This is a genomic window from Streptomyces pluripotens (genome assembly GCF_000802245.2).
Classification (GTDB): Bacteria; Actinomycetota; Actinomycetes; order Streptomycetales; family Streptomycetaceae; genus Streptomyces; species Streptomyces pluripotens.
Genome location: NZ_CP021080.1, coordinates 4,458,783 through 4,472,618 on the forward strand (window position 1 = coordinate 4,458,783; position 13,836 = coordinate 4,472,618).

General features: G+C 70.6%; 13 protein-coding genes and 1 riboswitch. Of the genes, 7 read left to right on the forward strand and 6 right to left on the reverse strand.

What is annotated here, in order from left to right; translation table 11 throughout:
* Positions 1-174: 174 nt before the first annotated feature.
* On the reverse strand, positions 175-480 hold the full coding sequence (locus tag LK06_RS20220) for a chorismate mutase (RefSeq protein WP_039652792.1): 306 nt from the start codon (positions 478-480) through the stop codon (positions 175-177).
* A gap of 290 nt (positions 481-770) precedes the next feature.
* On the opposite strand from LK06_RS20220, the gene guaA reads away from it, so the two are divergent.
* On the forward strand, positions 771-2,351 hold the full coding sequence (guaA, locus tag LK06_RS20225; RefSeq protein WP_039652793.1) for a glutamine-hydrolyzing GMP synthase: 1,581 nt from the start codon (positions 771-773) through the stop codon (positions 2,349-2,351).
* 22 nt (positions 2,352-2,373) lie between these two features.
* Here guaA and LK06_RS20230 read toward each other — a convergent pair whose 3' ends face one another.
* Entirely contained in the window at positions 2,374-2,850 is a 477-nt protein-coding gene (locus LK06_RS20230) for a pyridoxamine 5'-phosphate oxidase family protein (RefSeq protein ID WP_174673906.1), read from the reverse strand.
* A gap of 140 nt (positions 2,851-2,990) precedes the next feature.
* Between LK06_RS20230 and LK06_RS20235 the strand changes: the two genes are divergently transcribed.
* The 3 genes from LK06_RS20235 (at position 2,991) to LK06_RS20245 (ending at position 6,313) form a co-directional block, all read left to right on the forward strand.
* On the forward strand, positions 2,991-3,785 hold the full coding sequence (locus LK06_RS20235; protein ID WP_039652797.1) for a class II aldolase/adducin family protein: 795 nt from the start codon (positions 2,991-2,993) through the stop codon (positions 3,783-3,785).
* 358 nt (positions 3,786-4,143) lie between these two features.
* Positions 4,144-5,424, forward strand: coding sequence for a hypothetical protein (locus LK06_RS20240; RefSeq protein WP_039652798.1), 1,281 nt, complete (start codon positions 4,144-4,146; stop codon positions 5,422-5,424).
* Between the two features lie 358 nt (positions 5,425-5,782).
* Positions 5,783-6,313: a DoxX family protein gene (locus tag LK06_RS20245; RefSeq protein WP_039652800.1), complete on the forward strand. Its 531-nt coding sequence runs from the start codon at positions 5,783-5,785 to the stop codon at positions 6,311-6,313.
* A gap of 163 nt (positions 6,314-6,476) precedes the next feature.
* On the opposite strand, the gene LK06_RS20250 is transcribed toward LK06_RS20245, so the two are convergent.
* Together LK06_RS20250 and LK06_RS20255 are read right to left on the reverse strand one after the other, a co-directional pair.
* The gene (locus tag LK06_RS20250) at positions 6,477-6,674 is read right to left on the reverse strand and encodes a hypothetical protein (RefSeq protein ID WP_039652802.1); all 198 of its coding nucleotides are present in this window, start codon (positions 6,672-6,674) and stop codon (positions 6,477-6,479) included.
* The gene (locus LK06_RS20255; RefSeq protein ID WP_039652803.1) at positions 6,661-8,175 is read right to left on the reverse strand and encodes a PspC domain-containing protein; all 1,515 of its coding nucleotides are present in this window, start codon (positions 8,173-8,175) and stop codon (positions 6,661-6,663) included. The genes LK06_RS20250 and LK06_RS20255 overlap by 14 nt, the downstream gene beginning before the upstream one ends.
* Before the next feature lie 217 nt (positions 8,176-8,392).
* Here LK06_RS20255 and LK06_RS20260 point away from each other — a divergent pair, with 217 nt between their 5' ends.
* Both LK06_RS20260 and LK06_RS20265 read left to right on the forward strand, forming a co-directional pair.
* The gene (locus LK06_RS20260) at positions 8,393-9,685 is read left to right on the forward strand and encodes an ATP-binding protein (protein WP_039653183.1); all 1,293 of its coding nucleotides are present in this window, start codon (positions 8,393-8,395) and stop codon (positions 9,683-9,685) included.
* Positions 9,682-10,428 carry a LuxR C-terminal-related transcriptional regulator gene (locus LK06_RS20265; protein ID WP_039652805.1) on the forward strand — a complete coding sequence of 249 codons (747 nt, stop codon included), beginning with the start codon at positions 9,682-9,684 and terminating at the stop codon, positions 10,426-10,428. Before LK06_RS20260 ends, LK06_RS20265 begins: the two co-directional genes overlap by 4 nt.
* Positions 10,429-10,445: 17 nt before the next feature.
* Here LK06_RS20265 and LK06_RS20270 read toward each other — a convergent pair whose 3' ends face one another.
* On the reverse strand, positions 10,446-11,510 hold the full coding sequence (locus tag LK06_RS20270; RefSeq protein WP_039653185.1) for a C40 family peptidase: 1,065 nt from the start codon (positions 11,508-11,510) through the stop codon (positions 10,446-10,448).
* A gap of 425 nt (positions 11,511-11,935) precedes the next feature.
* On the opposite strand from LK06_RS20270, the gene LK06_RS20275 reads away from it, so the two are divergent.
* Positions 11,936-12,289 carry a hypothetical protein gene (locus LK06_RS20275; RefSeq protein WP_039652807.1) on the forward strand — a complete coding sequence of 118 codons (354 nt, stop codon included), beginning with the start codon at positions 11,936-11,938 and terminating at the stop codon, positions 12,287-12,289.
* 138 nt (positions 12,290-12,427) lie between these two features.
* Here the strand turns inward: LK06_RS20275 and LK06_RS20280 are convergent, their stop codons facing one another.
* The gene (locus LK06_RS20280) at positions 12,428-13,375 is read right to left on the reverse strand and encodes a C40 family peptidase (protein WP_052318944.1); all 948 of its coding nucleotides are present in this window, start codon (positions 13,373-13,375) and stop codon (positions 12,428-12,430) included.
* Between the two features lie 56 nt (positions 13,376-13,431).
* A riboswitch (cyclic di-AMP (ydaO/yuaA leader) is annotated at positions 13,432-13,602 on the reverse strand.
* Positions 13,603-13,836 lie beyond the last annotated feature (234 nt).

Consider the following 13,836-nt stretch of genomic DNA (forward strand, 5'->3'; position numbering starts at 1 on the left):
TCCGGTCACTTTCCGGAGCGAGGTCCCACGACGTACGGCACGACCCGTACGTCTCATCGCTCCAGCGAGCCACGCGTGGTTCTTCGGGCCCGCCCCTGGCTGGCACGGACACCCCGCTCAACGAGGCGGTGCGCGGGCCGGTCACGCGCCGTATGGGTGAGAGCCGGACCGAACTCAGATGCGACCCCGGCACACCTCCAGCAGCGTCATGGCGAGGGCGGTGCCCGGCTTGCCGAGGGCAGCACGGTAACGGGTGAGGATCTCCATCTCCCGGGACAGGTGCACCCGCCGTCCACCGGACGTGATGCGGGTCTCCTGGATCACGGCGGAGACGGCCGCCCGCTCCTGGATGAGACCGATAATCCGGTCGTCCAGCGCGTCGATGCGTTCGCGGGCGTCCGCGATGGCCGCTTCGGTGGTTGCGGCGGCCTCCGGTGCCGTCTCCGACGTCGTCGTGCTCTTCGGGGTCGCGGTGGTCATGTCGGGGCTCCTCGATCGGGAAGGGTGGATGCCCCGGGACGGCAGAACCCGGTGAACGACAGGCGCCCCGGGCCTTGTCGGCCCGGGGCGCCTGGTAAGTCGCTCGGCGGTTCGCTCAAGCGGCACGACCATGGCAGCCGGCGGGCCGGATGCCATAGGTAAAGAGGAAGGTCGTCTGCGCGAGCATGCGGCCAGTATGCCACGGCCCCCTCAGACGCGGTCGGGACTCTCGGGCCCACCCCGTTAGAATCGGACCCACAGACCCCCGCCCAACCGCCGGAAGGCACCCCGTGTCATCAGCGACCCAGTCTGCCGCCGCCCCCGACACCGTCCTGGTCGTCGACTTCGGTGCGCAGTACGCCCAGCTCATCGCCCGTCGTGTCCGCGAGGCGCGGGTCTACAGCGAGATCGTGCCGAGCTCCATGCCGGTCCAGGAGATGCTCGCCAAGAACCCCGCGGCGATCGTCCTCTCCGGCGGCCCCTCCTCGGTGTACGAGGAAGGTGCCCCCACCGTCGACCGCGCCCTCTTCGAGGCCGGCGTGCCGGTCTTCGGCATGTGCTACGGCTTCCAGCTCATGGCGCAGAGCCTCGGCGGCACCGTCGACAACACCGGAGCCCGCGAGTACGGCCGTACCGACCTGCACGTCTCCCGGACGTCCACCACCCTCTTCGAGGGCACCCCGGCCGAACAGGCCGTGTGGATGTCGCACGGCGACGCCTGCTCCGCGGCCCCCGAGGGCTTCACGGTCAGCGCGTCCACGGACGTCGTTCCGGTCGCCGCGTTCGAGAACGACGAGAAGAAGCTCTACGGCGTCCAGTACCACCCCGAGGTCATGCACTCCACACACGGCCAGCAGGTGCTGGAGCACTTCCTGTACCGCGGTGCGGGACTGAAGCCGAACTGGACCACCGGCAATGTGATCGAGGAGCAGGTCACCGCGATCCGCGAACGCGTCGGTGACAAGCGGGCGATCTGCGGCCTGTCCGGGGGTGTGGACTCCGCCGTCGCCGCCGCACTGGTGCAGAAGGCCATCGGCTCCCAGCTGACCTGCGTGTACGTCGACCACGGACTGATGCGCAAGGGCGAGACCGAGCAGGTCGAGAAGGACTTCGTCGCAGCCACCGGCGTTCAGTTGAAGGTCGTGGACGCGGAGGAGCGCTTCCTTACCGCGCTCAAGGGCGTCTCCGACCCCGAGGAGAAGCGCAAGATCATCGGCCGTGAGTTCATCCGCGTCTTCGAACAGGCGCAGGCCGAGATCATCGCCGACGAGGGACCGGCCGTGGAGTTCCTGGTCCAGGGCACCCTCTACCCCGACGTCGTCGAGTCCGGCGGCGGCACCGGCACCGCGAACATCAAGTCGCACCACAACGTCGGCGGCCTGCCCGAGGACCTTGAGTTCAAGCTGATCGAGCCGCTGCGCAAGCTGTTCAAGGACGAGGTCCGGATGGTCGGCCAGGAGCTGGGCCTGCCGGAGGAGATCGTCCAGCGCCAGCCGTTCCCGGGCCCGGGCCTCGGCATCCGCATCGTCGGCGAGGTCACCAAGGAGCGCCTGGACCTGCTGCGCGAGGCCGACGCCATCGCCCGCGAGGAACTGTCCGCGGCCGGCCTGGACCGCGAGATCTGGCAGTGCCCGGTGGTCCTGCTCGCGGACGTCCGTTCCGTCGGCGTCCAGGGCGACGGCCGCACCTACGGACACCCGATCGTGCTGCGCCCGGTCTCCTCCGAGGACGCCATGACCGCAGACTGGTCCCGGCTGCCGTACGACGTCCTGTCTCGCATCTCGACCCGGATCACCAACGAGGTCCGGGACGTCAACCGGGTCGTGCTCGACGTCACCTCGAAGCCCCCGGGCACCATCGAGTGGGAGTGAGCCGGGGCCTGCACTCCGGGACTCAGGTCCGGCGGAGCGTACGCACCGGCTCCCCGGGCTTCCAGACCTCGATGACGAGGAACCTGTCGTCCTCGACATAGGTCCGCACGACCTCCGTCAGTTCGGTGCGGAAGAGGTGGAACGGCTGCGGCGGTTCCACCTCTTCCACGTAGCGGTCCCTGCTCTCCCCGCTTTCGACCTCATACGCCCGCCCAGCGATCCGCACGTCCCCGCCCGCCATGTCCGTGCCGGCGCCGGGATTCGTTTGCAGCGCGAAGCGTGGGTCGCGACGCAGGTCGAGGGACTTGCGGGAGCCGTCCATCATGCCGAGCCACAGTTCGCCGGCGCGAAAGTCGGCCTCCAGGCCCGAAGTACGCGGGGAGCCGTCCCCGCGCAGCGTGGCGAGGACGTGGTGGCGGAACGCACCGAAACGCTCCTCGGTGATCTTCGCCAGTCGAGGTTCGGCGGCGGTGAAGGCCGCCCAGTTCACACGCGTCATGCACGCCAGTCTCGCCGAGAAACCCGACAGAGCATGTCGGGTATTCGCTGTGTACGTCATCTTTATGGAACAGCTCTGCCCTTTTGTGCTGACCGGCGGTAACTTCCGGCCCGTACGGCAATCCCCCCACTGGAGGACCTATGCACGGACCCATCCCGCCCCTGCCGCTGCCCACGGACCAGCTGCAGTTCGCCATGCCCCCGATGCACGATTCGGTCGAGGACGAACGCCGGCACCGCAAGGAACGGCTCGCGGGAGCCCTGCGGATCTTCGGGCGGGCCGGATTCGAGGACGGGGTGTCCGGACACATCACGGCTCGCGACCCCGAGTTCACCGACTGCTTCTGGGTCAACCCGTTCGGGATGCCGTTCCGGCACGTCACCGTCAGCGACCTCGTCCTCGCCAACCAGGACGGGCAGGTCATCGAGGGGCGCTTCCACGTCAACCAGGCCGCGTTCACCGTGCACGCCCAGGTCCACGCCGTCCGCCCAGACGTCGTCGCCGTCGCGCACTGCCACTCCGTGCACGGGCGCGCCCTCGCCGCTCTCGGTGAGCTGATCGACCCCATCACTCAGGAGAGTTGCGCCTTCTACGAGGACCTGGCGCTGTACGACGCCTACAGCGGCGTCACCGTCGATGCCGAGGAGGGCCGCCGCATCGCCGCCGCGCTCGGCTCACGCAAAGCGCTCGTGCTGCGCAACCACGGGCTGCTCACCGTCGGGAATTCGGTGGACGCGGCCGCCTGGTGGTTCCTGTCCCTGGAGCGGTCCTGCCAGGTGCAGCTGATGGCCCGGGCGGCGGGGCGCCCGGTCCTCATCGACCACAAACCGGCGGTGGCGACCCGGGAACAGCTCGGCGGCGACTTGGTGGCCTGGATCAACTACCAACCGCTGTGGCAGGACATCAGCCGCAGCGAACCCGACCTGCTCAGCTGAACCTCTGAGCACGGCCGCAGTCGGCATCGCGCACTCCTCGTCCGTGAGTACTCCGGCCCGGTGCGTACTCCGCGACCCCAAGACGGTCCACGTGCTCCCGTCAGCCGGTAGGGGTCGGCTGTGTCCGGCAGCCGGTGCCCAGGGCCGTCCCGTTGGATGATCTCGGCCGTACGGAGGTATCTCGCAGCCGGGTCAACACGACGGCCCGAGGTTCACCCATAGGGGTCGGCCCGGCGATGTCGAATGGCCGCGGGTAGGGCACAATTCGCTGTCGTCGCAAGGGGTGGAGCAGGGCCGTGGCGCGCATCGCGCGTCGGCGGCCGTGCCGGACAGGTCGTGGGGAAGGCGGGCGTCGGGCGTGGCGGTGCAGGAGGCGAGAGGGGGCGCGGGCCCCGAGAGGACCCACCAGGGCGGCTGCACCTGCGGGGATTGTCCGCACGGTGCCCGCGAAGGACACCGGCGGGCCGTCGCGGCCTTCCTGCGGCGACGCGACGAGTTCGCGGCCGGGCAGGGGCTGCCAACGGCCGTGGCGCACTCGGCTTCCGCGTCCCGCCAGTGGATCTCCGAGGAGTTGACCCAGTGTGCGGAGACGGTCGCCGAACGAGGTCGGGTCGAGGGCGAGGCATGGCTCGCGCGCCTGTGGCTGTGGACGGTGTGCGCGGTGTGGGGCGCGGTCATCGTCCTGCTGCTGGTCGAGGCGCTCACCGCGATCGGCGCGGGCTGGACCGGGGCCCGTACCGCGGCGCTGCTCGCGGCGCTGGCCGTCGCCGGCACGCTGACCGCCGCCTGCCGGCTCCATCGGGCCCGCGGCGGTGTACTCGCCCCGGTGATCGGTGAGGACAACCGGATGTCCACATCCCGTACGGTGGCCGCCTGTTGGGTGCTCTTCGTCGCCTACACCGTCCTGCTGCTGGTGGGCCGGCTGGCCGCCGCGTCCGGCCACACCGAACGCGACGCGCTGATCTCGGGGCTCGATCTCGCACGCGGGGTGGGCACGGTGACCGTTCTCGCCGTGGTGTGCGGCGTCGCCGTCCTGGTCCGCAGGGTGGTGGGGCTGCGCATCCTGGCCCAGCGGTTGCAGAAGGTTCCGGCCCACCGGCCGCGCGCCGCCGACCTGCTCACCGACGACGCGGGCCGGGGGGCCTTCACCGACATCCAGTACGTCGTCATCAGCGCCGTCGCCCTGCTGTTCGCCGCCGTACGGCTCGCCCGCCGCCCGGGCCAACTGCCCGACCTGCCCTGGGGGCTGGGCGTTATCGTGCTGATCTCGGCGGCGACCTACCTGGCGGGCAAGTACGCGGAGGGCGGCCGACCGGCCATCCTCTCCGTGGTCCGCGCCCGCGAACCCGGTGACCTGGATGGGCCGATCCGCACCGGCGACGACATCGAGATCCGCGGTACCAGCTTCGTCCCGCCAGGCGCACACGGCGCCGACCGGCTCTCGCGCACGGTAGTCCGCATCGGCACGGTCGATGTCCACGTGCCGCTGATTCCGGTCACGGGCGGCTTCCGTAACCCCACGGACACCGTCCTGACCGTGTCTGTACCGGCCGATGTGGAGCCGGGCACGGTGGAAGTACAGGTGGTGACGGCGGCCGGCGTCGCGACCAACCGGTACGCGGTGCACGTGACGGAGTGAACGACGCGGCAAGAGGTGCGGGGACGGGCGGAGAAGGGCAAACAAGGGCGGAGTGCCGGCCGATGCGTGCCGTCGGCGATACCAGCCGAGCCGTACTGGCGGTCGTGCGCGTTCGCCCGGTTGGAGATCGCCGTCCGGAACCCGCAGCGGTTCCCCCTCACTTCGGGAGGGGCCGACTGCCGCGGGTCGAATCCCCGGGTCACCTCGTGCGGTGGAACCTCGTCCGGATCCGGCCATCCACGGTTCGTGCGAAGAACCGAAATTCGAAGATTCATACGGAGAGGATTGAACGATCCCTCTTTGTCGTGCGTACCGTCGGGTGAGGGGGCGGCAGGCGGGTGAGAGGCGGCTGGCAGCGATGACTTACGGCATGAGGGCGGACACGTACACCACCAGGCCGACCGGCCGCCGCGGCTTGCGGGACGTCGCCGGCCACTACGCTCTGCTGCCGCTGCGCATCTTCCTCGGGGTCACCTTCGTCTACGCCGGCCTGGACAAGCTCACGAACAGCGCCTTTCTGACGTCCGGGGGCGCCGGCTCGATCGGCGACACCATGCGCGCGGCCCGTGACTCCTCCGCCCTCCCGGCCCTGATCGACGTGGCCCTCAAGAGCCCAGTGGGTTTTGGCTACGCCATCGCCCTGGGTGAGTTGGCCGTCGGGATCGGCACCCTGCTCGGTCTGTTCGGCCGACTGGCTGCGCTCGGCGGCGCGTTGATCTCACTCAGCCTGTGGCTGACGGTCAGCTGGACCGCCACTCCCTACTACTACGGCAACGATCTCGCCTACCTGATGGCCTGGCTTCCCCTGGTCCTCGCAGGCACCCCTTTCCTTTCCCTGGACGCGGCCTGGCGGACACGGCGCCGGCAGCGGGCCGGCGGCTACCACTAGTACCGCCGCAGGTGACGTGTGCCCGTAAAGAGCGGTGTCCGGTGCGTGCTCTCGGCGTGCTGGCCGGACATCCTCGTACGGGATGTACGTGGGCCTTCGGTCGGTGCGGCGAGCGTGCGTGCCGGGCGTCGCGACGGGGCGAACGTTGCCTGCGGCAGCACTGCTAGCCACCCCCTCTGCGTACCCCACGGGCCAGGGCGGCCGTGACGCCGGCCAGGAACAGGCCGCCCACCACCAGCGGGACGATCACGAACCACGGCGTCTCCCACAAACCGCCCGCGTCCCCGGCGTAGACGACGCCGGCGGCGGTGAGGGAAAGCCCGGCGACCAGTTTCCCGGGCTGGAACTCATGACGCAGCACGGCTGACCTCCACCCGTCCCACACCCACTTTGAGCGTGAGGTCCAGCGTGCCAGAGTCCTTGGCACCCTTGACCGGCTCCAGTGCCACGACCTCATGCCGGTCCGGACGCACGTCTACATCCTTCCTGCTGTCTCCGGGCAAGCGAACGTCGCCCATTCCCACCTCGATGCTCATCCGCACGGTCGCGTCCGCCGGCACGACTGCCACGAGCCGCCCCACCCCCACATGAGCGCTGATCGTGACCTTCGTTCCCTGGCCCGGGTGCACCCGGCTCAGGTCCAGCGTGCCCCGCCCGGCGCCGAGGTCGTACGTGGGCCGTACCTGCGAGGCCACGGCCGGCTTCCAGGACACGTCCCTCCAGTCCGTGGTGATGTCCTTCGGCAGGGCCGCCGCCGCGGCGAGCAGCGCCGCCGTGACGATCGCCAAGAACACCGTCCCTGCGCCCGTACGCCCCAGGAACGCACTGACCGTGACACCCAGCCCGAAGACCATGAGCGCGCAGGCCAGGCCCGTCTGCAGGCTGGTTCCCAGCGGGTGCGTGTGCCAGGTCAGCCCGGTGCCCAGGCCACCGGCCAGCAGGGCGAGCAGGAACACCCAGCCGCCGATCCAGCGTGGCCCGCGGGGTCTTTGGGGCATGGTGCGTGGCGGCTGCGCGGAGCCGGGGTGGATCCAGGGGGTGGCGACGCCGACGTCTACGACCGGGCTGAGGTCCCGCTCGCGGGCGTCACCGGGCCCCCACAGATAGCCGGTGCCGCCGATGTGGGTGCCGTCCTTGACGATTGGGTCGCGCCACCAGGACGGGTACGAGGTGACGACCGGCGGCGCCTGGGCTTCCGGCGGGGCGTCGGCGGCGGCCGACGCGGCGAGCGGGTCGGGACCGGGGGCGCCACGGCGCCGCGACCAGTACCCGGCGCCCGCCAGCAGCAGGGAGAGCACCGCGCCGAAGGCCAGCACTCCGCCGTTCTTCAGCATGGTCAGGAAGATCCCGCAGCCGACCAGGGCGAACAGCACGGCGGCAAGCGCCTGGCCGTCGACCCGGCCCGTCAGCAGCTTGCGGAGTTCGTTCTCCTCCTCGTCCGTGTACGGCACCAGGAGCCAGGCGAATCCGTAGAAGATGAGGCCTATGCCGCCGGTCGCCGACAACACGGACAGGGTGATTCGGAAGATCACCGGATCCATGTCGGTCTGCCGGCCGAGGCCCGCGCACACACCTGCGATCAGCTTGTGCCGACGGTCGCGCAGGAACCGGTCGGGGGCCCCGGCGGCATCCGGTTGGTGCGGCACACCGGCGTTGCTGCCGGCGCGGGCACCGGGGCTGTCGCCACTGCGATTGCCCACGCCGGCTCCACCGCCGGTGCGGGCACTGGCACGGGTGCCCGCACCGGCCGCTTCGGCCCTCCCCGCTGCGGCGGGCGCGGCATCCGTCGGTCCGGTGCCCGGTGCCGGGCGAGGGCCGGTGCCGGGTCCCGGACCCGTCGCGGCGTGCTCGTGATCCGTCATGCGTCCATGGTGACGGCCCGCCCACCACGACGGCAGTCGGGACGACCCTGGGCGAACCCTGAAATCAGCCCTGAGAGGGCGCGGGGAAGCGTTCGAACGGCACCGGCCGCCCGGAACCGCGCCTGGTTGTCCCCCCACCCGGTTGCACCGAAGATCAGGGGCCTCTCGGGGCCGACCCTGATGCCCTGTCCTCGCCGGTCGTGTGACCATCGATGACATGCCGGAAGCCGCAAGCCTGCCAGTCGACGCCCCGCGGCCGCCGCGCAAGCTCTACCGCAGTAGCGACGGACGCTGGCTCGGTGGAGTGGCGCGGGGCCTCGCCGGGCATCTGGGGTTGCCCGTGGTCTGGGTGAGGCTCGTCTTCGCCGGCCTGTTCATGGCCGACGGACTCGGGGCACTGCTGTACGCCGCGTTCTGGTTCTTCGTCCCCCTCGGTGTCGGTGGCGTCGGCGACCAGAAGCCGCCCTCGCTGGTCGGCGCTGAAACCGCGCCGGACGGCCGCCGCAGACTGGTGGCCCGCAAGCCGGACCGGGGCCAGATCGTCGCGCTGCTCCTTATGGTCGTCGTGGCCATGGTCTTCGTGGGCAGCGTCAACCTGGGCAGCGCGGCCAAGGCCTACCTGCTGCCCGCCGTGCTCGTTGCGGCTGGCGTCGCCCTGGTCTGGCGTCAGGCGGACAACGCCCGACGTGCCCGCTGGGCCGAGGTCGGCCGTCGGCGTCACACCCTCACCCTGCTCCGTGCGGCCGGCGGGGTCCTGCTCGTCACGGCAGGTGTTTCCGCCATCTTCGTCCTGCAGGGTTCGGCCGCCCACCTCGGTGCGGTCCTCCAAGCCGCGCTCGCCGTCCTCGTCGGCATCACCCTGCTGGCCGGCCCCTACCTGGTCCGCATGACCCAGGACCTGTCCGAGGAACGGCTGATGCGCATCCGTGCACAGGAACGCGCCGAGGTCGCCGCCCACGTCCACGACTCCGTGCTGCACACCCTCACCCTGATCCAGCGCAACGCCGAGAGCCCGAACGAGGTGCGCCGCCTCGCCCGCGCCCAGGAACGCGACCTGCGTACCTGGCTGTACAGGCCCGAGGGCACCGGCAAGGACGAGGACGAGGAGCCGGACACGGTCGCGGAGGCGGTGCGGTCCAGTGCGGCAGAGGTGGAGGACAAGCACGGAGTGCCCATCGAGGTCGTCATCGTCGGTGACTGCCCGCTGGACGAGAAGACCGGTGCGCAGATGCAGGCCGCGCGCGAGGCGATGGTGAATGCGGCCAAGTACGGTGGCGAGGGCGGTGCCGTACAGGTCTATGCAGAAGTCGAGGGAAGGACGGTCTTCGTGTCCGTGCGGGACCGCGGCCCGGGCTTCGACCTCGACTCGATACCTGCCGACCGCATGGGCGTCAGAGAATCGATCATCGGCCGCATGGAGCGTAACGGTGGTACGGCCCGACTGCGGGCGGTGCCGGGCGGTGGCACGGAGGTCGAGCTGGAGATGGAGAGGGCGGAGAAGACGTCATGAACGACGCGACCGAGGCGAATGGCACGGCGGAGGCGGCAGAGGCGGCCGGGTCAGGCGGGCCTGCCGACCGCGGTGAGGGGGCTCGGCACGTCCGGGTGGTGCTCGTGGACGACCACCGCATGTTCCGCGCCGGGGTCCAGGCCGAAATCGGGCAGACCGGGACGACCGGCGTCGAAGTGGTCGGTGAGGCCGGGGACGTCGATCAGGCGGTCACCGTCATCACCGCGACCCGGCCTGAGGTCGTTCTCCTCGACGTCCATCTCCCGGGCGGCGGCGGTGTCGAGGTGTTGCGCCGGTGCGCGGCCTTGACGGCGGACCCGGAACGGCCCGTGCGCTTCCTCGCACTGTCGGTGTCGGACGCGGCGGAGGACGTGATCGGGGTGATCCGAGGCGGCGCCCGCGGCTATGTCACCAAGACCATCACCGGCACCGATCTGGTCGACTCGATCTTCCGGGTTCAGGAAGGCGACGCCGTTTTCTCCCCGCGGTTGGCCGGGTTCGTCCTCGACGCCTTCGCCTCCACCGACGCTCCGCCGGTGGATGAGGACCTGGATCGACTGACCCAGCGGGAACGCGAGGTACTGCGTCTGATCGCCCGTGGCTATGCCTACAAGGAGATCGCCAAGCAACTGTTCATCTCGGTGAAGACGGTCGAATCCCATGTCTCGGCGGTGCTGCGCAAGCTCCAGCTTTCCAATCGTCACGAGCTGACCCGTTGGGCGACCGCGCGCAGGCTGGTCTGACCTCTGCGGGGCGGCCCTCACGCCACCCTGGTCGCCCCCGCGAACGGCATCTCGTCGATCGGAGCCAGCCGCACGGGTGCCGACGGGTTCGGCGCGTGGATCATCTGGCCGTTGCCGATGTAGAGGCCGACGTGACTGATCCCGGAGTAGAAGAACACCAGGTCGCCCGGCTGGAGTTCGGAGCGGGAGACGCGCCGGCCCGCGTTGATCTGAGCGTAGGTGGTGCGCGGTAGCGAGACACCGGCGGAGCGGTACGCAGCTTGCACCAGCCCAGAGCAGTCGAAGGCGTTGGGACCCGTCGCGCCCCACACATAGGGGCTGCCGAGCTTGGCGTAGGCATAGGAGATGGCCGCGGCGGCGCGCGCGTCCGGAGCTGTGGCCGACCCGGCACGCTCCAGCGTCTTGCGGGCACCCGGGGCCGCCCGGGAAGCGCGCCCGGCCGTAGCGCTGTCGCCGACGACTTCCTTCCGCTCCCGCGGACTGAGCCGGGCGAGCAGCTTCTGCGCCTCGTCGAGCTTGCTGGTGATGGTCTTCTTCTGCCGTTTCAGCTCCGCCTGCCGTGCCCGCAGCGACTTCAGCTCGACGCGCGCAGTGCCGCGCAACTGCTCGACCTCTCGCAGTTGTGTGCGCACTCGTGACACTGCGGCGGCCTGTCGGTCGCCGGCCCGCTCCGCGAACGCGGCGCCGTCCAGGTACCGGTCGGGGTCACTGGACAGGGCCAGCTGCCAGGCCGGGGCGATGCCGCCCTGCCGGTACTGCGCCGCCGCGATCGAGCCCAGTGCCTCGCGGGTCGAGTTCAGCTTCTGCTGTTTGCGGGCGGCCTCGTCCCGCAGCGTGTTCAGCCGCCGCTGGGCCGTGTCCGCCTTCTCCTTGGCCCCGTCGTACTTCTCGGTGGCGGCCTCGGCATCCTGGTACAGCTTGTCGACCTTCGCCTTCACCTGCGCCGGCGTCAGCTGTGGTGCGGCGTGCCCCGTTCCTTCGAAGCCCGTTGCGGTGGCCGCGCCCGCGAGGGCGAGCGTGGCGGCCGTCCGGGCCGTATGGCCGCCCAGCGGGCGTTGCCGGGGCTTGCGGTGCGCTGCCACCTGTACCGTCACGTCCTTTCACGGGACTGGATGGGACTAGTACGACCGAGCGTTCGGTGTGCCCGGCGGCGCCCCGCACAGGGGGAACGGACCGCCGCCGGGCCCTTCTCGGCGGTGGTGTCCGACTGCCGCCCCTGGCCCGGGCGGCGATGGGGAGCCGGTCACCTGGAGGAGGACGCTAAGCCGCACTGTGACGAGTGGGTAACGCGTGTACGGAACTGGCTCTGAAGGATCAGGATGTGACCTTGTGTGACAGCACGAGCCGCCTGGAGGCACCGGCTTCACGCGGTGCGGTGACCGAAATGCGGAAAGTGGCGAGGTCAGGAGGCGTGGGGTGCTAGGGGCGCATGGATGCAAGATCCATGCCGACGCCGGGCGGGCCCGGTGAAGGGCGGCCCGCGCACCTCTGGTTAGGCTCCGGCACCATGGACGTACTCATCCATTTCTTCGTCGGCCTGCACATCATCGGCATCGCGGCGCTACTCGGCGGTTTTCTCACCCAGATGAAGGCGATAGGCCAGGGCACGGCCCGGTTCGTCCCCGGGATGCTCCATGGTGCCCTGACCATGCTCGTCACCGGAGTCGCCCTGGTCGGCCTCCACCAGGCCCACGGCTATCCGGTCAACACCGTCAAGATTGGTGTGAAGCTGGCGCTGCTGATCGTGATCCTCGGGCTGGTCTATGTGAAGCGCGACGAGGAGCGGATCGACAAGGGCCTCTTCGGGCTGGTCGGCCTGCTGACCACGGTGAACATCTTCATCGCCGTCCTGTGGACCTGACACTCGACCGCGCACTCCACGGCCGCCCGCCCGTGCCGTCGAGCCGGCCGCGAGCACCGGATGCGACGCCCCGCGCGCTCGGAGACCCTGCCGTACCCGCGCGACGCGCATGGGCGCGGGTACGTGCAGACGGCGGGGTCAGGCCGGACGCACCACGTGGTGGACGGTCGACTCGCCACCGTGGTCGAGGGACTCCTCGCAGACGTACGTGCCGGGCTTCGGGGCGTGGATCATGCTGCCGTTGCCCGTGCAGAGTCCCACGTGGCTGCAGTCGTCATGAAAGAAGACCAGGTCACCGGCGCGCGCGTCATCGGGGGAGACCGGGGTACCCGCGGCGGCCTGCTCTCGGGCGCCACGGGGGAGGGTGACACCGGCGGCCTTCCAGGCGGCCTGGGTGAGGCCGGAACAGTCGTAGGAGCCAGGACCGCTGGCACCGCTGACGTACGGCTTGCCGATTTGGGCTCGGGCGAAGACGACCGCCCTGTCGGCCCGCGTGGCCTGGGAGACGGAGGAGGCGCGGCCCCGCGGCGCCGGATCCTCCCGACCGCGCTGTCCGGCCGCGGCCGTCGGTCCGTGCTCCCGGGCCACCAGGCGGCCCAGGAGTTCACGCGCGGTGGCGAGCTTGTGCTGGACGTCGGCCTTGGCGGTCTTCACGTCGTAGTGCGAAGCCGTCGGCGTCTCCGGGCTCCTGGTGGCCTTGCCCCGATCGGCGGCGTCCCGCACGCGTGAGGCCAGCCGGTTCATCACCAGGTTCTGGGCGAAGTGATCCTGCGGGTACTCCGCGAGAAGAGCGGTGGCCGAATCCTGGGTGGTCGCGAAGGGCCCCAGCCCGTCACGGGCCTTGGTGCGCCGGCCCGCGCGCCGGGCGCCTTCCCCGTGCGGTTCGCCGGACCGGGGCCGCTGCAGGGCCGCCGCTTCCCCCTCCGGCGCCGAGTCGGGCCGGCGGTAGAACTCGTCGATCTTCTTCTCGATCTCCTCCGGGCTGGGCCCGCCGTCACCGGCGGGTGCCGCCGGGGTCGGCTGGGGCAGTACGGCCACCGACGCGAGGGTGGCGGTGGCGAGAGCGGCGGGAGAGGGGGTGTGCACACCCGCTCCGTGGGTCCCGCCGGGGCGCGTCTTGCGGTGCGACGCCAAGGGAGGCGACTCCTTCCAATGTGCCGCCTGCCGGGTTAGCTGTCGGGTTCGGGCGGGTGCTTCGGAAGGGTTGCCCTACGGCGTCATCCCAGGTGGGATTCGGCCGATTCACCCCAGGATCGGTGGGTCCCCGGCTCCGGGCACCCGTGCGGGCGCGCCGGACTCGGCGGAGGCCGTGCGGCCCGGCGACGTTCGCCGGAAGGGGGTCGTGCGGCCTGACGGCAACTTAGCCAACTCGTGTGACTTCTGTGAAGGTTGGTGAGCGGTATGTCCGATACATTTCCGTGACCTGAGGATGGTTTCGCGCACGGGTGATCACGTACCTGCGCAGCGTGAAGGGCTGATCGGTGCCCGGGCGGTGAAGATCGACCCATCGGGAATCCGGCCGGGTTCGGGGGACGGCGACCGGTTGT